This is a genomic window from Sulfuriflexus mobilis, assembly GCF_003967195.1.
Taxonomy (GTDB): Bacteria; Pseudomonadota; Gammaproteobacteria; order AKS1; family AKS1; genus Sulfuriflexus; species Sulfuriflexus mobilis.
Window position 1 is genome coordinate 386,818 of sequence record NZ_AP018725.1, and the last position, 18,378, is coordinate 405,195.

Genomic DNA, 18,378 nt, shown 5'->3' on the forward strand with positions numbered 1-18,378 from the left:
GCGGGGGTCAGCGGGTACCAAAAACGACGATGGTCTTGCCCTTGACCGAGATGAGTTGTTGTTCTTCGAGGTTTTTCAGCACACGCCCGACCATCTCGCGGGAGCAGCCGACAATGCGACCAATCTCCTGGCGGGTGATGCGGATTTGCATGCCGTCTGGGTGGGTCATGGCATCAGGTTGCTTGCAGAGGTCCAGCAGGGTGCGGGCGACACGGCCGGTGACGTCCATGAAGGCGAGGTGGCCGACCTTGCGGCTGGTGTTCTGCAGGCGGATTGCCATCTGTGAGGCCAGTTCGAAGAGGATATCCGGGTTTTCAGTGGAGAGCTGGCGAAACTTGCTGTAACTGATCTCGCCGAGTTCACACTCGACGCGGGCGCGGATCCAGGCGCTGCGCTTCTGTTCGGGCATGAACAGGCCCATTTCACCGAAAAAATCACCCGGATTGAGGTAGGCGAGGACGATTTCACGGCCATCCTCTTCCTCAATGAGTACTGTAACGGAGCCCTTGATGATGTAATACAGCACATCGGGCACGTCACCGGCGTAGATAATGACGCTCTTCGCCGGGTACTGGCGACGGTGACAATGCTCAAGGAAACGCTCAATGGCCGGATTGATTTGATTGCTCAGCATGGGGGTAATGATTGCCCTGTGTAACCTTATTATGTACTGGCTCTATGTATACGCCCAGTGTAGGCAATTTTCCACAGGCTGTCGAACCCCGCGCATTCAGCGGGATTTTGCTCCCTGACCTATGCTGTGCTTAGAGTATTTTATGATACTCTTCCGCGTCCTGATTTCTGAGGAGTAGGTCATGAAAGCGCGAGTAAAATGGGTTGAGGGTGCCACCTTCGTCGGCGAGTCGGGCAGTGGTCACGCGGTGGTCATGGACGGGCCACCGGAACACGGTGGACGTGACCTGGGGATCCGCCCCATGGAGATGCTCCTGCTCGGCATGGGTGGTTGTACCGCCTTTGATGTCCTGCATATTCTCAAAAAGGCCCGCCAACCCATTACGGACTGCGTGGTGGAACTCAATGCCGAACGTGCCGATGAAGACCCGAAGGTCTTTACGAAAATCCATGCCCACTTCCGTATCAAGGGTGCCGGTCTGAAAGAAGACCGAGTTAAACGCGCTGTGGAGCTGTCGGCCGAAAAGTACTGCTCGGCCTCGATTATGCTTGGCGCCATGGCCGAGATTACACATGACTATGTGATCGAGGAGGAGGTGGTATGACACGTCCCCCTGCAACCGGTGGAATGCGCCATGTGGCGCTGTACGCTGAAAACTTTGAGGCCTGCGAGCACTTCTATACCGAGTTACTGGCCATGCAGGTGGAGTGGCGTCCGGATGCGGATAATGTCTATCTGTGTTCCGGTAATGATAACCTTGCCCTGCATCGTGCCCGTGAACCGCTGGCCGAGAAGGGCCAACACCTTGACCACATCGGTTTTATTCTGCGTGCTATTGAGGATGTGGACAGCTGGTATGAATTTCTGAAATCACATGAGGTGGTGATGCGGACTGAACCACGCACCCACCGTGACGGAGCACGCAGTTTCTATTGCAGTGACCCGGACGGCACGACCGTGCAGATGATTTATCATCCGCCGATTGCGGATAAATGTTAGTGGTGTATAAACTGAGACGACCTGAATGGCGAAGAAAAGAATCAAGCTGCATGGTTTTAATAACCTGACCAAGACCCTAAGTTTCAACATCTATGATATTGCCTATACCTCAAGCAAGGCCCAGCAGCAGGAATACATTGAATATATTGATGAGGAATACAATGCCAGGCGGTTGACCCATATCCTTACTGATGTGAGTAATATCATCGGTGCAAATATCCTCAATATTGCCCGGCAAGATTATGACCCGCAGGGCGCCAGTGTCACCATGCTGATTTCGGAAGAGGCGGTCGCTGCCGGCGAACTGGATAACCGCGAAACGCCGGGACCCTTGCCCGATGCAGTGGTCGGTCACCTGGATAAGAGTCACATCACGGTCCATACCTATCCCGAGTACCATCCGGAAAACGGGATCAGTACTTTCCGCGCCGATATCGACGTCTCTACCTGTGGGCGTATTTCACCGCTGAAGGCCCTTAACTATCTGGTGCACAGTTTTGAATCGGATATCGTCATCATGGATTACCGCGTGCGTGGTTTTACCCGTAATGAAAAAGGCGGCAAGTTGTTTATTGATCACAATATCAATTCCATCCAGAACTTCGTTTCACGTGATATCAAAAACGCCTATGAAATGATCGACGTGAACGTTTACCAGGAAAATATTTTCCATACCAAGATGATGCTGAAAAAATTTGATATTAACAATTATCTTTTTGGTATCAATGATGACGACCTGACCGGTAAGGAAGAAGCGGTAGTTACCGACAATCTGCGTCGTGAGATGGCCGAAATCTTTTATGGCCAGAATATGAAAAAGGGCATGAAGTTCTAGATGCGGTAGGCGGTACGGGTCATAAGCTTTGAGGTGAGGCGCATCGCCTGTTTGATCGGCGTCGGCAGCTCGGCGCCACCGGCCTCCAGCGCCACGGTGGCGTGGCGGCCCTCGTCTATCTTCATTTGCTCGAGGATTGCCCGGCTTTTCTCGTCTTGCTCGGGTAACTGGGCAAGGTGCTCATCCAGGTGACGTACCACCTGCTGTTCGGTTTCGGCGACAAAACCCAGGCTCCACTTATCACCGGCCAGACCGGCGGCGGCCCCCATCGCAAACGACGCGCCATACCAGAATGGATTCAGCAAACTCTTGTGACTGTGTAATTCACCCAGGCGCTGCTCACACCAGGCCAGGTGATCATTTTCTTCCTGGGCGGCGCGCTGCATACTTGTACGGACATGATCGAGTTTTGCTGTCAGTGCCTGCCCCTGATAAAGGGCCTGGGCACAGACCTCGCCAACATGGTTGATACGCATCAGGCCGGCGACGTGCTGGCGCTCTGTCTCATCTAAAGCAACCTCGGCACAGCCCTGGCTCGGATTTTCCCGTTCGGTGACCTGTGGCCGTCCGAATACGGTGCGCAGGGCCTGGTCCACGTTCATGGCCAGCTGGTCGAGGGAACTATATGTGCGTGGTTTCATAAAGCTAGACGATACAAGAGACGGGCCGAAAGTCAATCGACTATCAGTTGCTGTGCAAGGAGTTCAACGGGGTGTAATACCGTTGTCTCAAGTCCGGCACGTTTCAGGCTGGTCTGCAGATTCATCGCACAACCTATATTGCTGGTGACCACGATATCGGCATTAAGCCTTCGGATTTGTTGAACAGTGGCATCGGCGAGAGTATCCGCGAGTGCTTCATGAGCTGCCTCGAACATGTAACTGCCGGCGGCGCCACAACAACTGTTGGTTGTTTGTTCGAGAGACAGCAGCGTGGCCTGTGGGATCCGCGCCAATAGGGTGGCCACGGCAGCCTGTTGACGCATGACGTTGCGCAGGGAACACGGGCTATGAATGACGATGCGTTTCTCCAATGGACGAATCTGTATGTCTTTCGGCCAATCGAGAGACTGGAGATAATGACTGATGTCGGTAATGGCCAGGGCGAAGGCCCCGGCATCAGGATCTGCCTGTCGCGCATAATCCTTCAGGGTTGCCGCACAGCCACTGGCGAGGGTCAGGATAGGTGCGTATGTACTCGCTGCAAAGGCTTCGATGTTGATCGCGGCCAGTCTATTCGCTTGCACGGCACGGCCCTGATGTTGTGACAAGCCGCCACAGCAGCCCTGTTGTGCAGGGACCTCTACGCTTACACCCAGCCGGTTCAGTAGCTGCACGCTGCTTTCCAGCAGGCGGTTACCAAACAGTGTCTGTGTACAGCCCTTGAAGAGTTTCACCGTGCCGGTTTCTGATGTGGCCGGATAGTGTGCCTGCACCGGCTTGAGTGGGCCGATGGTGGGCAGGCTGCGCGCCAGTCGCCCTGTCTGACCGGGGAGCAGGGCGGCAAGGCCCTTCATGCCGCTGAGCTGGGCGAGGCGTAACCAGCGATGCCAGCGGCGTGTCTGCACGGGGTTCTCGAGACGAGCAACCAGTGGGTTGATGGCCGTTTTTTGTTCCGGCTCAAGGGTCTCTCGCAGGCCGTCCATGAAATAACCGAACTTCACACCAGAGGGGCAGATGCGTTCACACTGTCGACAGAGCAGACAGTTATCGATGTGTTGCCGGATAGGTGAATCCACTTTCAGCTCGCCGCGTAACAGCGCCTTGCCTAGCACCAGGCGGCCACGTGGTGATTCGTTTTCATCCTGCGCGTGGATATAGGTGGGACACTGTGGCAGACACATGCCACACATCACACATTTATCACTTTCGGTGATCAGGGCGGAGTTACGAGGTTCTGTCGACAAGGGAGTATTGATATCGTGTAGAATAATATAGAGTCACAGCGATTCTACTCGTTACAGTTTGCTTGTCACCCGTTACTTGGTCTTAATTATGTCTTACTACCGTTACCACGTTTTCTTTTGCACCAATCAACGTAGCGATGGCCGTGAATGTTGTCAGGACTGTAATGCCCAGGCCATGCGCGACTACGCCAAGGCACAGTGCAAGGCCCTGGGGCTCAATGGGCCGCGCAAGGTCAGGATCAATTCCGCTGGTTGCCTGGATCGCTGTAGCGAAGGCCCGGTGATGGTGATCTACCCGGAAGGCACCTGGTACAGCTATGTTGATCACGAAGATATTGATGAAATTCTGGACAAACACCTGCAACAGGGGGAAATTGTCAAACGCCTGCAGATTTAGGCTTTTTTTATTTATTTATCCACGAATTTAGCGCAAGAAATATTAATCAATGTAATCAATTAGTTATTAAATATTACATGAACTGAGTTAAACCAGCGCGATGGCGAATATACCTATTACTATACATTAATAATAATATATAACTAATTGTAAAATAAGACAAACAACTAAACGTTGACAAAGAAAACCACATCGCACATCCTTTAAGTCCACCAGCGAATACCCCTCTGTTGGGGACAAACACTCTAGCATTCCTCCACGAATAGTAGAGTTCCAGGTGGTACAGGCGCGATTCTTCACCGGATCGCGCCTTTTTTATTGCCTAATAACCCATTAGATAACAATTGCTTATGCCGCGCCTGGCAGATAGCCGTAAGATTATCGCTACAGCCTGTTAATTAGAGTTGACTAATATACTAATGCTTAGTAGAATTTATTCCACTTCAGATTGTTGTGCCTACCTCCTCCAGTGCACGCAACCTGAAACGATCCTCCTCCACCTCCCAAATGGTGGCTTATAAGGCGCGGCAGCCCAATATGCCGCGCCTTTTTTTTGCCTCGAACCATCGGAGATGGTTGAGGTACGGATAATGACCAGAACCTGCGGAGCAGGTGCAGGAAATCCCTAATGAAGCTCGTAGAGATTCTTGGGGGAAGCCCACAGGTAGCTCATAGAAGCTTTTCAAGCTTCATCATGAGTACCCTACTCCTCCGGAGTCAGGGCATCTGTGAGTGGTGAATCAGGCAGCCTAAGAAGCCTGCATGAACGTAGAAGCTACAAGCCCCACGGATATCGGAGATGGGCAGGATCCCAATAAAGAAGCCTAAAAGGCTCTTATGAACGCCTCGACCCTATAAGTACGGTGAGTTAGGAATATAAGCTTCTAGGGCAAAAGCTACAGGAGGAGGGGCTGTGAGGCCCCATGAGGAGACCAAAAAGAGGCCGTTTTCCTCTTGTATCCTGCCGCCGACTCGAGTAATATTCCGCCTCTTTGCAAGACACTACCCTATTTACGTGGAGCAATACTGAAATGAAAACGTTCAGTGCAAAACCGGCTGAAGTGAAGCGCGACTGGTTTGTCATCGATGCCGAGGGCAAGACCCTGGGCCGTATGGCGACCGAAATCGCCCGCCGCCTGCGCGGTAAGCATAAAGCTATTTATACACCGCACGTGGATACCGGCGACTACATCGTGGTCATCAATGCCGAGAAGGTCCGTGTGACAGGAAGAAAGTCTACCGACAAGCTGTATCATCATCATACAGGTTACATTGGTGGTCTGAAGACAATCAGCTTCGACAAGCTGTTAAAGAAGGCTCCAGAGCGCATTATCGAAACCGCAGTGAAAGGTATGCTGCCGAAGAATGCACTGGGCCGTGCAATGTTCCGCAAGCTGAAGGTTTATGCGGGCGGTCAACACCAGCATGCGGCGCAACAGCCAATGCCGCTGGAACTCTAAAAGTCGTAGGTTAAAGAACATGTCAGACGTTTATTACAGCACCGGTCGTCGCAAGTCATCAACAGCTCGCGTATATATGACCGCAGGTGAAGGCAACATCACCATCAACAATCGTGGTATCGATAACTACTTTGGTCGTGAAACCTCACGCATGGTAGTTCGCCAGCCACTCGAACTGACCGAGATGATCGGCAAGTTCGATATCAAGGTTAACGTCAAGGGTGGCGGTAACACTGGTCAGGCAGGCGCGATTCGTCACGGTATTACCCGTGCGCTCATGAAGTACGACGAAGCACTGCGCAAGTCATTGCGTAAGGCCGGTTTCGTCACACGTGATTCACGTGAGGTTGAGCGTAAGAAGGTTGGTCTGCACAAGGCCCGTAAGCGTCCGCAGTACTCGAAGCGTTAATTGCGTTCGCGGCCATTATGCGCCGCACGCCGTTTACCGACTTCTTTTGGGGAATCGTCTAACGGCAGGACAACGGACTCTGACTCCGTCAATCAAGGTTCAAATCCTTGTTCCCCAGCCAATAAACAACAAAGCCCGCCCAGTGCGGGCTTTGTTGTTTATTGGCTGGGATATACGCTATGGCCACATAGCTAATCCGATACGTCCATGTTTATACTTGTTGTCGGATTCACATCAAAACCCCTGCGGGTTTCTCCCTGGAATCTCTTCGAGCTCCATCAAGGATTCCCCGCACTTGCTTCGCATGTTCTGGTTATCAGGCACTTTCTACGCTTCACTTAGAATCTCTAAGAGATTCATTAAGTACTTACTAAACTTGCTATCGCAGGTTCTGGTCGCGCTACGGTCACGTCGTTTCTCTTCCAGTCCGGCCTAGTTGCCAAACAAGCATATCCAGGAAAAGTAGGGTGCGCTTTGCGCACCATCTGAGTCACGAGACTTTTCACGCCCCCCTTGGTGCGCAAAGCGCACCCTACTGCGAACCTGATTGAATACGTCGTGTTAGCGCTAATCCAACCAAGGGGAGAAATGGGATGGGGCACGATTGTGAAAAAACAAGCTATCCTATTGATATTTATTAGCTTTCTCATTTTTTATTCTTGGATGTGATCATCCACTCTGCTAATGTGTTGCTTATTCACAACAAGTCAGTGGGCCTGTTGTTTTTTTTACGAAAAAATGTTGCACAAACCCCGAAACTTGGCTATTGTTAGCCGGTCGATTGACTTATAAACAAAATAGTATTTTTAGGAGAAACCTATGAATAAGAAATTCCTCGCAATTGCAGTTGCCGCCGCGCTGGCACCGGCCGCTGCTTCTGCAGACGTCAAGCTGTACGGTATCGCACAGGTTGAATACAACATTGAAGATTCAGACGCTAGCGGTCAAGACAGCGTACAGTCTGTTGATGACGATGGTGTTCGTTCACGCATCGGTGTCAAGTTCACTGAAAAGCTGGGTGGTGGTCTGACTGCCTTCGGTAAGTTTGAATGGGCACTGGATCCAGCTGATGACCAAGACTCAGCTTCAAGTGGTAATACGCAAGGTTTACGCGGACGTGACCAATTCGTCGGTATCAAGGGTAGCTGGGGTTCACTCTCAGCCGGTGCACACCATGCGCCATACAAGACCGCTGGTGGTGTTAAGTGGGATCCATGGACCGCGACTCACCTGCAGGCCCGTCGTGCCGGTGGTATGCTCGGTGGTACCGGTATCGGTGGCCAGAATGGCTTCATGCGTAACAGCATTTACTACACCTCACCAGAAGTAAACGGCTTCCAGTTCAAGTTTGCGATTTCGCCTGACGAAACCAATCCAGGTGCCAACAATGGCGACGTGGGTAATTCTGACGATGGTGATAACGACTACTCTATTGCCGTTCATTACACGAACGGTCCGTGGGAAGCGATCTTCGCGCATAACCGTAACAACCAGGCAACACGCAGAAGCACCAGTGTAATTAACGTTGCTACAACGACTACAGTTGGTACTACAGTCATTACTGGTACGTTCCCGATTACGGTTACGGCTACAAGCAACGTTGATGACGAAACACTGACCAAGGTTGGTCTGCGTTGGAAGTCAGGTCCTTGGACTCTGGCCGGTCAGTACGAAACTGTAGATGATGCACTGGCCGCTGCTGGTGGCACAACCCCAGGTGTTGCTGGTAACTACCGCCCAGGTGTTGGTGATGATGCCGATGTTTACTGGTTGAACGGTCAGTACAAGGCCGGTAACAACATTTTCAGCCTGTCATACGGTAATATGGATGTTGATCCAGACGGTACTGCGAGAGACTTCGAGTACGATTACTGGGCAGTGGGCGTGATCCACAAGTTCAGCAAGCAGACTCGCATCTTCGGTGGTTACACACAGACCGATGGTGACAAAAACGGTAATGCAAATGACCGTGATGCCTGGACTGTTGGTATCCGCAAGGACTTCTAAGATTAGTTAATAATCTTATTGTCTAGAGACGGGGTGCTTCGGCACCCCGTTTTTTTTGCCTTGAGCCATTGGAAATGGCTAAGGTACTCATGATGAAGCCTGAAAGGCTTCTATGAGTGGTGAAATTAGCAGCCTAGGAAGCTTACATGAACGTATGAACCTTAAACCCCACGGACATCGGAGATGGGTAGGGTACTCATAATTGCCTCGACCCATTGGAAATGGGTGAGGTATCCATAATGAACCTGAAAGGTTCTATGGTGTAACCCTGAAAGTGGCTCATAGAAGCTTTTTCAAGCTTCATCATGAGTGCCCTACTTCTCCGGAGTCAGGGTATCTATGAGTGGTGAATTTGTAAGCCTAGAAAGTTTATAAATACGCAGAAATTGTAAGCCCCACTTACTACCCCAGTTATTTTGAAGAACAAAAAAGCCGAGCAAATGCCCGGCTTTTTTATTGATAGATGATTTGCAGCTTAAGGCAGAATCGTTTTAGCCCCCTCCGGCGTGCCCAAAATCAGCACATCGGCCGGGCGGGCGGCGAACAGGCCATTGGTGACCACACCGACAATGCTGTTGAGCTCGTTTTCCAGTTTCACGGGTTCCATGATTTGCAGGTCACGGATATCGAGGATGACATTGCCGTTATCGGTGGTAAAACCTTCGCGCAGCACGGGGGTGCCACCGGTGCGCTTGAGGATCTCGCGGGCGACATAACTGCGGGCCATGGGGATGACTTCCACGGGCAGCGGGAAGTCTCCGAGGATGTCGACCAGCTTGGACTCGTCGGCGATACAGACAAACTTCTTACTGGCGGCGGCAACGATCTTTTCCCGGGTCAGGGCGCCACCACCACCCTTGATCAGGTGCAGGTACTTGTTGGATTCATCGGCACCGTCTACATACAGGGAGAGCTCACCGGCCTCGTTGAGGTCGAGGACGCGAATGCCGTGACCGCGTAGGCGCTCTGCAGAGGCCTCAGAGCTGGCTACGGTGGCATCGACCTTGCCTTTGATGCCAGCCAGCAGATCGATGAAGTGGTTGGCCGTGGAGCCGGTACCAATACCGACGATCATGCCGGTATCTACATACTCGATAGCGGCCTCGGCGGCGGCCCTTTTCATTTCGTCCTGGTTCATGTTTCTCACCTCATCAAAATCAGACCGCAAACGATACCGAAAAAATGGCATTTTTGCCAGATTTCAGTCTTTGTTGAGATCGAGTAAATAACGCAGAGATCGCCAAGGCGCAGAGGTCGCGGAGAAAGAAATAAAAAGATATCGATTTATGCATATTATTTTGGGAAGTGTTTAGCCGGAATCCAACGAGCTAGTTTGGCGTACTGGATTCTGGCCTACACTTAGATCATCTTCGATGATCATCAAGTACTTACTGAACCTTGCTCTGGTCGCGGCAGAATGACGGCAGCATAAATATTTAGAAAATCTTTGCGTCCTCTGCGCCTTTGCGGTCTTTGCGTCAAATATCGAGAATAAGATGGCCGTCATAGCTGATTTTTACACTGGCTTATCATTCATCAATTTATTTTCTTCGTGCCACTTATTCTAGTATCTTGTGCACATGCTTAATGATTACGAAAAACGTATCAAGGCGGCCTGTGCGGTTGTCTACGACGTCGCCAGACGAACGCCTCTGGATGCGGCGCCCGGCCTGTCTGAGGCCCTGAATAATGAAATACTCCTCAAGCGTGAGGACCTGCAGCCGGTGTTTTCTTTCAAACTGCGAGGTGCCTATAACCGAATAGCGCAACTGAGCGAGGAAGAGCAGGCCAGGGGGGTGATCACCGCCTCGGCGGGCAATCATGCCCAGGGAGTGGCCCTGGCGGCCCAGCGCCGGGGTATCAAGGCCATGATTGTCATGCCGAAGACCACGCCACGCATCAAGGTGCAGGCCGTGCGTAAGCTCGGTGCCGAGGTGGTCTTGCATGGTAATACCTATGACGACGCCAGTGCCCATGCCCGGACGCTGGTTGAACAGACAGGCGCGGTTTATATCCATCCCTATGATGACCCCGATGTGATTGCTGGGCAGGCGACGGTCGCGGTAGAACTGCTTGAGCAACACCCGGAAAGGATTGATGCAGTATTTATCCCCGTCGGTGGCGGTGGCCTTATTGCCGGCATGGCGGCCTGGATTAAACAACATCGCCCGGAGATAAAGGTGATTGGTGTCGAACCGGATGATGCCGCCTGCCTGTATGTTGCCCTCGAGGCCGGTGAGCGCATCACTTTGCCACATATTGGTATCTTTGCCGATGGTGTGGCCGTGCGCCAGGTGGGTGAGGAGCCTTTTCGTGTCGTCCGTGACCTCATCGACGAGGTGGTATTGGTGAGCACCGATGAGATCTGTGCGGCGATCATGGATATCTATGACGATACCCGGGCCATTACCGAACCGGCCGGTGCCCTGGCCGTGGCGGGCATTAAGAAATATGTCGCCCGCGAGGGCCTGCAGGGAGCCTGCCTGGTTGCCGTTAACAGCGGTGCCAATATGAATTTTGATCGCCTGCGCCATGTTGCCGAGCGCGCCGAGATCGGTGAACAGCGTGAGGCCTTGCTTGCCGTGACGATCCCGGAGCGACCGGGCAGCTTCCGGGAGTTCTGTAAAACCATTGGTGAACGAGGGATTACCGAGTTCAATTATCGCTACTCTGATGCTAGCGAGGCGCATGTTTTCGTCGGTGTGCAGCTCAATGGTTCGGCTGAGAGAGAGGAACTCATCGCAAAGCTGAAGGGACGTGACTACCCCGTTGTAGACATGACCGATAATGAAATGGCGAAGATACATGTTCGCTATATGGTCGGCGGCCATAGTGCCGCGATGGTCGACCACGAGCAGTTGTATCGTTTCGAGTTTCCGGAGCGGCCGGGGGCGCTGCTGCGTTTCCTGAAGCATATGGGCCAGGGCTGGAACATCAGCCTGTTTCATTACCGTAACCACGGTGCGGCTTATGGACGTGTGCTGGTGGGGATACAGGTGCCACCGGCTGAGCAGGGGCGTTTTCAGGCCTTTTTGGATGAAGTGGGCTATCCCTACTGGGCGGAACAGGATAATCCGGCCTACCAATTATTCCTCAGTTAACCTCGTTGTGTTTGTCGCCTGAAAACAACAGGCTACGGAGATAAAAAAAGGCCCGCATTGCGGGCCTTTTAATTACAACTTATTGATATTACTTATCTTTTCTTAGTCTTTTTCTTGGCCTTTTTCTTACTGGCCTTCTTCTTCGTCTTCTTCTTGGCTACTTTCTTCTTAGCCTTTTTCTTAGTGGCCTTCTTTTTGGTTTTCTTCTTGGCTACTTTCTTCTTAGCCTTTTTCTTGGCCTTCTTTTTGGTTTTCTTCTTAGCTACTTTCTTCTTGGCCTTTTTCTTAGCGGCCTTTTTCTTGGTCTTCTTCTTAGCTACTTTCTTCTTAGCCTTTTTCTTGGTGGCTTTTTTCTTAGCAGCCTTCTTCTTGGTCTTCTTCTTAGCTACCTTCTTCTTGGCAGCTTTTTTCTTTGTTGCCTTCTTGGCTACGCGTTTCTTCGTAACCTTCTTCTTTGCAGTTTTTTTCTTACTGGCTCTTTTCTTGGTCGCCATTTAACATTCCTCCACGGTAATGTAACAAGGTTATACAAGGTTGAGTATAACTAACCTGTTGGATAATGCTACATTTTTTTATGTTTTACAACGTGACTTAGATCGTAAATATTCTCGCAACGGTCGTGTCAAAAAATGGTTTTGCTATGTAAATCCGACAACCTCGATTCTTTGATTTACTTTACGGCCTTATCTCTTAATGATGTGCCGCTGAAAGCCGCGTCAGCTAAGGTTTTCAGAGGTATCAGGGGGTTTGAGCTTTAGTAGTGCCAGTTAGCCCATTCTGGCTATATAGCAGTGTAAACACCCCCCATGAAAATACGAGTGTCGGCTTTCCGACACCTGAAAAATTGTTTCAGGGGGTAAAAAAAACCCGCATAGATCGGAAACGGGCATGATGACCATGCAAGTGTTAAGCACCATGGTGTACTTCACGTTGGCTGAGTTTCCATCTTCAGTATGTGATGCCATTCGGCCTTGCTGACAGGCATGATTGAGAGCCGGTTACCACGTTGCACAAGTTTCATATTCTTGAGTGTTTTTTCTGTCTTGATTTCAGCCAGTGTGATGGTGCGTTTGAGCTTCCGTTTGTAGCGGACATCGACCATATACCAGCGCGGCTTGGCGGGGTTACTTTTGGGATCGAAATACTTTTGTCTCGGGTCGAAAGCGGTATGATCGACATACCCCTCCTTGACTACCTCCATAATGCCGACTATGCCTGGCTCGACACAGTTCGAGTGATAAAAGAAAACCTGGTCGCCCTTTTTCATCTCATCACGCAGCATGTTGCGTGCCTGATAATTACGTACACCATCCCAGGCTTCGGTTTTGCGTGGACGTGACTTGAGGTGCTCGATGCCGAAGACATCCGGTTCGGATTTCATTATCCAGTATTTCATTTCAGCCCCTCCCAGCGTTGTTGTATGAAAGCAACGTTTCGCCCCGCGCCCGGTATGGATTCCGGCAGTTTGTTTATCAGCATTTTCTTATGAAAAATAACTGCTTGCAATCAGTATGTGTTTTGATTTATATATTAACCTAGTAGTTAACGTGGTCTTCCGAAACGGCAAGCAAAGGAATGCTGGTAACGATAAGGGATATCGGGTCGGCCGTCGGTCGGTTGATGGAGGAGATAACATAATGAGAAGAAGAAAACCGGATTTGCTGTTACTCATGACGATCGTGATTGGTCTCGGTGTTGTGGTCAGCGGTTACGCGCTGGATATGGGTGAGCGAAAGACCCTGCCGATACAGCAAGCCAATAATTAATTCGTACGAAAAAATGCCATAAAAAAGGCCCGCTGCAGCGGGCCTTTTTTATGTGGCAGGGTAAAACTTCCGGTCGGTAAATACTCCCTGCAGGGGCACATCCCAGGCTTGCTGCGGGAGGGCCTCCAGCCGTTGGAAGTCATGGGCGACACCGAGCAGGTGTGGGTGGCGCCAGTGCCGGCGGCGACGCAGGAAGGCGAAACTACGGTCGTAATAGCCCCCCCCCATACCGATGCGGTTACCGGCGGCATCAAAGGCCACCAGTGGTGTCAGTACCAGATCGAGTTGTCGCGGTTGGCGGATCTGGTGGCGGCTTGCCACCGGTTCAGGGATACCGTAGCGGTTCAGTTCCAGGCGGCTGTCTTGGGTCATCGGCGCAAACACGAGTCGCTGGCCGGGCGAGGCCAATACCGGCAGATAACAGCGTTTGTGCATGGACCAGGCCGTCGGCATGAGTTCACTGATATCGATCTCGCCGTCGTTAGGCAAAAACAGGGCAATGTGCTGGGCACGCATGAAGAGTGGGTGGCGCAGGATCAGGTCGAGGGCCCGATCGGAGGCCTGGCGGTGTTCACGTGCCGACAGGGCACGGCGCTGGCTGCGCATCTGCTTGCGCAAGGCCGGGGTATTCAGGTGTTGACTCATAAGCAGGAAGACATCCTCCGCCTGTGCCGTTGCGTTCCGTTGTCCTTGAACCAGTGGTTCAAGTGGGGAAAGGGGACAGGACATCAGGCTTTCCGCCAGCAGCGGACTTGCACACAATCCTGACACAGTTCTCCCCGGGAGGTAATACTAGGCTCAAGAAAATACCGGGTCTGCTATCGAACACTGCAGAGGATGCCTAAACACTATATGGGGATCGTAACGGAAAAGTCCAGCGAGGAGAACCGTGGCCTCGGCCTTTGACTAGAGTTCGAGCTGCCTGTTACGGGTCAGGGCGGTCTCGATCTTTTCCTGCAAGGACTGGATGCGGGAACTCATGGATTTGACGTAGTTCTCGCTTTTGCCCTTTTGTGCCAGCAGGTCGTGGGCCATGTTCAGGGCCGCCATCATGGCAATGCGGTCTTGTCCAACCACGCCGCTGTCGCGAACTTCCTTCATACGGGTATTCAGATAATGTGCCGAGGCAAGCAGGGAGTCGTGCTCAGATTCCGGACAGGCAATACGGAACTCCTTGTCGAGGATCTTGATCGTGACTGCCAGGTTGTCGTCATTCATGGCTGTTTTCCATAGCTTTAAGGCGGTTAATCATGGCCTCAACGCGGCTGCGTGCGAGTTCGGTCTTTTCAATCAGTTTGGCGCGCTCGGACATCAGGCTGCCTTGATGTTGACGTAAGGACTGGTTCTCATCCTTGAGGGTGGCGCAGGTATCGATCAATTCCTCAATACGTGCCTCGAGTTGCCTGAGGTCCAGTTCTTCTTTTTCATTATTGTCTGTGCTCATGCAGGCACTATAAATTGGCTGGCAGACAGGGTCAACGCCGAAAATGGCTAGCGCAGGGGCGTGACAGGGCATTTTATGCCAGGCGAGGAAAGGCGCATAATAGGTCCTGTTTTGAATAGTACCCGGGATGTAACACCGAATGTCGATTGTGAACACACTGCCTGACTACGATGAATTGAACGATGCCCTGGCAAGGCTGGAGATTGTTACCGATGCAGCAGAGTGCCATGGCATGCTCTGTGGCCTGATCTGTGCCGATAAGCAGGCCCGCCAACACTGGTTGGCGGAGGTCCTGCCAGCGGGGCGTGAGAGTGGTGATCTGTTGGTGAAGGAGTTACAGGCGCTGCTCGAGACGGTATATAGTATTACCCGGGGACAATTCGATGCGGCCGAGTTCGGCGTGCGCCTGTTATTGCCGGATGATAATGAGGCCCTGTCTGTTCGCCTGCAGGCCCTGGCACAATGGTGTGAGGGCTTTTACCTTGGCCTGGGTATCGCCGGTATTAACGACCTGGACACCTTGCCGGTGGATAGTCGCGAGATCGTGCAGGACATGATCGATATCGCCCAGGTCGGGCTGGATGAAGGTGAGGTCAACGAAGAGGATGAAATTGCCTTTGCCGAAGTGACGGAATACCTGCGCGTCGGTGTCCTGCTCATCCATGAAGAGCTCTCCACGCCTAAGCAGGCCACACAACATTAACCCGCCGGACTGTATTCAATGATCGTCAAACCCAATGAATTTCAACGCCGCCGTCGTCAGTTACTGAATATGATGGAGGTGGGAGATATCGCCATCCTGCCGGCCGCTGGTGTGCGTATGCGTAACCGTGATGTCGAACACCGTTACCGACCCGACAGTGACTTCTTTTACCTCACGGGTTTCCCTGAGCCGGAGGCGGTGGCGGTGTTTATCCCCGGTCGCAAGCACGGTGAGTACATCCTGTTTTGCCGCGAGCGCGACCCACGCATGGAGACCTGGAACGGCCCACGTGCTGGGCAGGATGGCGCCTGTGACATCTATGGTGCCGATGATTCCTTCCCAATTGATGACATCGACGAGATCCTGCCGGGCCTGATGGAAAACACCCGGCGCGTGTTTCACTCCATGGGCTATAACCCCGAGTTTGATACGCATGTCATCAACTGGGTCAACGCCCTGCGCGACAAGGCCCGCTCCGGCGTGCATGCCCCGGGTGAATTCGTCGCATTGGATCACCTGTTACACGAGATGCGCCTGTTCAAGAGTGCCGCCGAGATCCGCACCATGAAACAGGCCGCAAAGATTTCTGTTAACGCCCACCAACGTGCCATGCGTGCCTGCCGACCGGGGATGATGGAGTATGAACTTGAGGCGGAACTGCTGTACGCATTCACCCTCGGGGGCAGTGTCGCGCCAGCCTATAATTCGATCGTCGGTGCCGGCGCCAACGGCTGCATCCTGCATTATGTCGATAATCGTGCCGAGATGCAGGATGGCGATCTGGTTCTTATCGATGCCGGTTGTGAACTCGAATGTTATGCCTCGGATATCACGCGCACCTTCCCGGTCAACGGCAGGTTTTCCAAATCACAGCGTGCCCTCTACGAGTTGGTACTGGCTGCACAAGAGGCAGCGATCGAGCAGGTGCAACCGGGCAAGCACTGGAACGACCCGCACGAGGCCGCAGTGCGTGTGATCACAGAGGGGCTGGTGGAGCTGGGCATACTTAAGGGTCGTCTGCCAACCCTGATCAAGAACGAGGCCTATAAACCTTATTACATGCATCGCACCGGTCACTGGATAGGTATGGATGTGCATGACGTCGGGGATTACAAACTGGGTGACGAGTGGCGCCTGCTGGAGAAGGGCATGGTCATGACCGTCGAACCGGGCCTGTATATCCCGGCCGGTACGAAAGGCGTGGCGAAGAAGTGGTGGGATATTGGCATTCGCATCGAAGACGATGTGCACGTGACGAAAGACGGTTACGATGTGTTGACCGGTGCGCTGCAAAAGACCCCGGACGATATTGAAGCGCTGATGACTAAATAGTATTTATGGAAACTCACTTTGACATTGTGATTGTCGGTGGCGGCCTGGTCGGAGCCAGCCTCGCCTGCGCCCTGGGTGGACAGGACCTGCGCATTGCCGTGGTCGAGGCCGTGCCATTCGGTGCCGCCGGTCAGCCGAGTTATGACGACCGCACAGTGGCGCTGGCCTATGGCTCACGCCGTATCTTTGAGGGTATGGGGATCTGGTCGGCGATAGAACAGGGGGGTGTCAGTGCGATTGAAAAGATCCATGTCTCGGATCGTGGTCACATGGGTAAGACGCGTCTGGATTGTGCCGATGAAGGCCTCGATGCGCTCGGTTACGTGGTCGAAAACCGTGTCCTCGGTGCGGTCCTTTCTACACACCTGCAGCAGCTAGATAATGTCAGCCTGTTATGCCCGGCCACAGTCACGCAACTGCACTGTGATACCGGCTCGGCAACACTGGAGATTGAATACGAGGGCAGCGTGCGAAGTCTGCAGGCGAAGTTGTTGGTGGCCGCTGATGGGGGAGATTCGTTTGTGCGTGAGCAGGCGAATATTCGCAGTTTTGGCACCGACTATGGACAGACCGCGGTGATCACGAATGTCAGTTGTCAGCGCCCACACCGGCACGTGGCCTATGAGCGTTTTACCGACAGTGGACCGCTGGCTGTTTTACCCTTAGCGGATATGGGTGGTGAGCACCGTTGCTCGATCGTCTGGTCGGTAAAAAAGGCGCAGCTGGATGAAATGCTGGCACTTGATGATGAAACCTTCCTGAAACGCTTACAGGCGCGTTTCGGTGACCACCTGGGCACGTTTACCCGTGCCGGCAAACGTGTCGCCTATCCCTTGTCACTGCGTCAGGCGCGTGAACATGTACGTGAACGCCTGGCCTTGATCGGCAATGCCGCGCATACGATTCATCCGATCGCCGGACAGGGTTTTAACCTGGGTCTGCGTGATGTCGCGGTACTGGCACAGGTGCTGGCCGAGGCGCAACAGGTCGGGCAGGACATCGGCACACTGGCAGTGTTGAAAAACTACGCCCGTTGGCGCCGTCGCGATCACCTGCGTGTGATCGGTTTCACTGACAGCATGGTACGGTTGTTCTCAAACAAGCTTACACCCCTGGCACTGGCGCGTAATATCGGCCTGGTTGCGGCTGACATCTTGCCGCCGATGAAGCGCCTTATCACCCGGCAGGCCATGGGCTTGACCGGCAAGCTACCGCGTTTGGCGCGTGGTTTGAAGTTGAGATGATAAAAGCCCAACGCAGAGACGCTGGCCCAATAGAACCGCTTTACGGTTCATTATGGGTACCCTAACCATCGTTCCGATGGTTCAGGGCAAGGCGCAGGGAACGCAAAGGTAATAACATAATTACGTCACACCGGCGCAGGC

21 protein-coding genes, 1 tRNA gene and 1 other RNA gene are annotated in these 18,378 nt (G+C 52.7%); 13 read left to right on the forward strand and 10 right to left on the reverse strand.

The annotated features are described in order from the left end of the window. Positions 1-7: 7 nt before the first annotated feature. Entirely contained in the window at positions 8-634 is a 627-nt protein-coding gene (crp, locus tag EL386_RS01935) for a cAMP-activated global transcriptional regulator CRP (protein WP_126452754.1), read from the reverse strand. Between the two features lie 181 nt (positions 635-815). Between crp and EL386_RS01940 the strand changes: the two genes are divergently transcribed. Genes EL386_RS01940 through speD form a run of 3 tightly spaced genes read left to right on the forward strand, consistent with a single transcriptional unit; the run spans position 816 to position 2,468 of the window. Further along, a complete protein-coding gene (locus tag EL386_RS01940) occupies positions 816-1,238 on the forward strand; it encodes an OsmC family protein (RefSeq protein WP_126452756.1) in 423 nt (140 codons plus the stop codon). After that, entirely contained in the window at positions 1,235-1,633 is a 399-nt protein-coding gene (locus EL386_RS01945) for a VOC family protein (protein WP_126452758.1), read from the forward strand. Before EL386_RS01940 ends, EL386_RS01945 begins: the two co-directional genes overlap by 4 nt. Positions 1,634-1,658: 25 nt before the next feature. Beyond that, complete coding sequence (gene speD / locus EL386_RS01950) at positions 1,659-2,468, forward strand: adenosylmethionine decarboxylase (RefSeq protein WP_126452760.1); 810 nt, start codon at positions 1,659-1,661, stop codon at positions 2,466-2,468. On the opposite strand, the gene coq7 is transcribed toward speD, so the two are convergent. Both coq7 and EL386_RS01960 read right to left on the reverse strand, forming a co-directional pair. Further along, on the reverse strand, positions 2,465-3,109 hold the full coding sequence (coq7, locus tag EL386_RS01955) for a 2-polyprenyl-3-methyl-6-methoxy-1,4-benzoquinone monooxygenase (RefSeq protein WP_126452762.1): 645 nt from the start codon (positions 3,107-3,109) through the stop codon (positions 2,465-2,467). The two genes, speD and coq7, sit on opposite strands and share 4 nt — an antisense overlap. A 32-nt stretch (positions 3,110-3,141) precedes the next feature. Beyond that, entirely contained in the window at positions 3,142-4,374 is a 1,233-nt protein-coding gene (locus tag EL386_RS01960) for a (Fe-S)-binding protein (protein ID WP_126452764.1), read from the reverse strand. An 88-nt stretch (positions 4,375-4,462) separates the two neighbouring features. Between EL386_RS01960 and EL386_RS01965 the strand changes: the two genes are divergently transcribed. The 5 genes from EL386_RS01965 (at position 4,463) to EL386_RS01985 (ending at position 8,647) form a co-directional block, all read left to right on the forward strand. Further along, entirely contained in the window at positions 4,463-4,771 is a 309-nt protein-coding gene (locus EL386_RS01965) for a (2Fe-2S) ferredoxin domain-containing protein (protein WP_126452766.1), read from the forward strand. A gap of 1,031 nt (positions 4,772-5,802) precedes the next feature. Beyond that, positions 5,803-6,231: a 50S ribosomal protein L13 gene (gene rplM / locus EL386_RS01970; protein WP_126452768.1), complete on the forward strand. Its 429-nt coding sequence runs from the start codon at positions 5,803-5,805 to the stop codon at positions 6,229-6,231. Between the two features lie 19 nt (positions 6,232-6,250). After that, on the forward strand, positions 6,251-6,640 hold the full coding sequence (gene rpsI, locus EL386_RS01975) for a 30S ribosomal protein S9 (RefSeq protein ID WP_126452770.1): 390 nt from the start codon (positions 6,251-6,253) through the stop codon (positions 6,638-6,640). 47 nt (positions 6,641-6,687) lie between these two features. Further along, positions 6,688-6,761: transfer RNA gene (locus EL386_RS01980), tRNA-Gln, on the forward strand. Positions 6,762-7,459: 698 nt separating this feature from the next. Beyond that, positions 7,460-8,647: a porin gene (locus EL386_RS01985; RefSeq protein WP_126452772.1), complete on the forward strand. Its 1,188-nt coding sequence runs from the start codon at positions 7,460-7,462 to the stop codon at positions 8,645-8,647. A gap of 475 nt (positions 8,648-9,122) precedes the next feature. On the opposite strand, the gene rpiA is transcribed toward EL386_RS01985, so the two are convergent. Continuing rightward, a complete protein-coding gene (rpiA, locus tag EL386_RS01990; RefSeq protein ID WP_126452774.1) occupies positions 9,123-9,785 on the reverse strand; it encodes a ribose-5-phosphate isomerase RpiA in 663 nt (220 codons plus the stop codon). 442 nt (positions 9,786-10,227) lie between these two features. Between rpiA and ilvA the strand changes: the two genes are divergently transcribed. After that, positions 10,228-11,748 carry a threonine ammonia-lyase, biosynthetic gene (gene ilvA, locus EL386_RS01995; protein ID WP_126452776.1) on the forward strand — a complete coding sequence of 507 codons (1,521 nt, stop codon included), beginning with the start codon at positions 10,228-10,230 and terminating at the stop codon, positions 11,746-11,748. Positions 11,749-11,840: 92 nt separating this feature from the next. Here the strand turns inward: ilvA and EL386_RS02000 are convergent, their stop codons facing one another. Both EL386_RS02000 and EL386_RS02005 read right to left on the reverse strand, forming a co-directional pair. Continuing rightward, the gene (locus tag EL386_RS02000) at positions 11,841-12,242 is read right to left on the reverse strand and encodes a histidine biosynthesis protein HisIE (protein ID WP_126452778.1); all 402 of its coding nucleotides are present in this window, start codon (positions 12,240-12,242) and stop codon (positions 11,841-11,843) included. Positions 12,243-12,673: 431 nt separating this feature from the next. Beyond that, positions 12,674-13,144 carry an EVE domain-containing protein gene (locus EL386_RS02005; protein WP_126452780.1) on the reverse strand — a complete coding sequence of 157 codons (471 nt, stop codon included), beginning with the start codon at positions 13,142-13,144 and terminating at the stop codon, positions 12,674-12,676. A gap of 241 nt (positions 13,145-13,385) precedes the next feature. On the opposite strand from EL386_RS02005, the gene EL386_RS15850 reads away from it, so the two are divergent. Then, positions 13,386-13,514: a hypothetical protein gene (locus tag EL386_RS15850; protein WP_269471113.1), complete on the forward strand. Its 129-nt coding sequence runs from the start codon at positions 13,386-13,388 to the stop codon at positions 13,512-13,514. 48 nt (positions 13,515-13,562) lie between these two features. Here the strand turns inward: EL386_RS15850 and EL386_RS02010 are convergent, their stop codons facing one another. The 4 genes from EL386_RS02010 to EL386_RS02025 form a co-directional block, all read right to left on the reverse strand. After that, on the reverse strand, positions 13,563-14,159 hold the full coding sequence (locus EL386_RS02010) for a 5-formyltetrahydrofolate cyclo-ligase (RefSeq protein ID WP_126452782.1): 597 nt from the start codon (positions 14,157-14,159) through the stop codon (positions 13,563-13,565). Between the two features lie 10 nt (positions 14,160-14,169). Continuing rightward, positions 14,170-14,354, reverse strand: a non-coding RNA gene (gene ssrS, locus EL386_RS02015) — 6S RNA. Positions 14,355-14,420: 66 nt separating this feature from the next. Beyond that, on the reverse strand, positions 14,421-14,732 hold the full coding sequence (locus tag EL386_RS02020) for a cell division protein ZapA (RefSeq protein ID WP_126452784.1): 312 nt from the start codon (positions 14,730-14,732) through the stop codon (positions 14,421-14,423). Then, complete coding sequence (locus EL386_RS02025; RefSeq protein WP_126452786.1) at positions 14,725-14,958, reverse strand: TIGR02449 family protein; 234 nt, start codon at positions 14,956-14,958, stop codon at positions 14,725-14,727. The genes EL386_RS02020 and EL386_RS02025 overlap by 8 nt, the downstream gene beginning before the upstream one ends. Before the next feature lie 139 nt (positions 14,959-15,097). On the opposite strand from EL386_RS02025, the gene EL386_RS02030 reads away from it, so the two are divergent. The 3 genes from EL386_RS02030 to ubiH are packed head-to-tail and all read left to right on the forward strand — an operon-like array spanning position 15,098 to position 18,237. Then, complete coding sequence (locus EL386_RS02030) at positions 15,098-15,661, forward strand: UPF0149 family protein (protein ID WP_126452788.1); 564 nt, start codon at positions 15,098-15,100, stop codon at positions 15,659-15,661. Positions 15,662-15,679: 18 nt separating this feature from the next. After that, a complete protein-coding gene (gene pepP, locus EL386_RS02035; RefSeq protein WP_126452790.1) occupies positions 15,680-16,993 on the forward strand; it encodes a Xaa-Pro aminopeptidase in 1,314 nt (437 codons plus the stop codon). 5 nt (positions 16,994-16,998) lie between these two features. After that, complete coding sequence (ubiH, locus tag EL386_RS02040; RefSeq protein ID WP_126452792.1) at positions 16,999-18,237, forward strand: 2-octaprenyl-6-methoxyphenyl hydroxylase; 1,239 nt, start codon at positions 16,999-17,001, stop codon at positions 18,235-18,237. The last annotated feature ends 141 nt before the right edge of the window (positions 18,238-18,378 follow it).

Coding starts and splice junctions, on each gene's coding strand:
- EL386_RS02000 (WP_126452778.1), bottom strand. CDS start 12,242: ATGGCGACCAAGAAAAGAGCCAGTAAGAAAAAAACTGCAAAGAAGAAG.
- ubiH (WP_126452792.1), top strand. CDS start 16,999: ATGGAAACTCACTTTGACATTGTGATTGTCGGTGGCGGCCTGGTCGGA.
- EL386_RS02020 (WP_126452784.1), bottom strand. CDS start 14,732: ATGAATGACGACAACCTGGCAGTCACGATCAAGATCCTCGACAAGGAG.
- EL386_RS01965 (WP_126452766.1), top strand. CDS start 4,463: ATGTCTTACTACCGTTACCACGTTTTCTTTTGCACCAATCAACGTAGC.
- EL386_RS02005 (WP_126452780.1), bottom strand. CDS start 13,144: ATGAAATACTGGATAATGAAATCCGAACCGGATGTCTTCGGCATCGAG.
- EL386_RS02030 (WP_126452788.1), top strand. CDS start 15,098: ATGTCGATTGTGAACACACTGCCTGACTACGATGAATTGAACGATGCC.
- rpsI (WP_126452770.1), top strand. CDS start 6,251: ATGTCAGACGTTTATTACAGCACCGGTCGTCGCAAGTCATCAACAGCT.
- rplM (WP_126452768.1), top strand. CDS start 5,803: ATGAAAACGTTCAGTGCAAAACCGGCTGAAGTGAAGCGCGACTGGTTT.
- EL386_RS02010 (WP_126452782.1), bottom strand. CDS start 14,159: ATGAGTCAACACCTGAATACCCCGGCCTTGCGCAAGCAGATGCGCAGC.
- crp (WP_126452754.1), bottom strand. CDS start 634: ATGCTGAGCAATCAAATCAATCCGGCCATTGAGCGTTTCCTTGAGCAT.
- coq7 (WP_126452762.1), bottom strand. CDS start 3,109: ATGAAACCACGCACATATAGTTCCCTCGACCAGCTGGCCATGAACGTG.
- ilvA (WP_126452776.1), top strand. CDS start 10,228: ATGCTTAATGATTACGAAAAACGTATCAAGGCGGCCTGTGCGGTTGTC.
- speD (WP_126452760.1), top strand. CDS start 1,659: ATGGCGAAGAAAAGAATCAAGCTGCATGGTTTTAATAACCTGACCAAG.
- pepP (WP_126452790.1), top strand. CDS start 15,680: ATGATCGTCAAACCCAATGAATTTCAACGCCGCCGTCGTCAGTTACTG.
- EL386_RS01985 (WP_126452772.1), top strand. CDS start 7,460: ATGAATAAGAAATTCCTCGCAATTGCAGTTGCCGCCGCGCTGGCACCG.
- rpiA (WP_126452774.1), bottom strand. CDS start 9,785: ATGAACCAGGACGAAATGAAAAGGGCCGCCGCCGAGGCCGCTATCGAG.
- EL386_RS02025 (WP_126452786.1), bottom strand. CDS start 14,958: ATGAGCACAGACAATAATGAAAAAGAAGAACTGGACCTCAGGCAACTC.
- EL386_RS01945 (WP_126452758.1), top strand. CDS start 1,235: ATGACACGTCCCCCTGCAACCGGTGGAATGCGCCATGTGGCGCTGTAC.
- EL386_RS01940 (WP_126452756.1), top strand. CDS start 816: ATGAAAGCGCGAGTAAAATGGGTTGAGGGTGCCACCTTCGTCGGCGAG.
- EL386_RS15850 (WP_269471113.1), top strand. CDS start 13,386: ATGAGAAGAAGAAAACCGGATTTGCTGTTACTCATGACGATCGTGATT.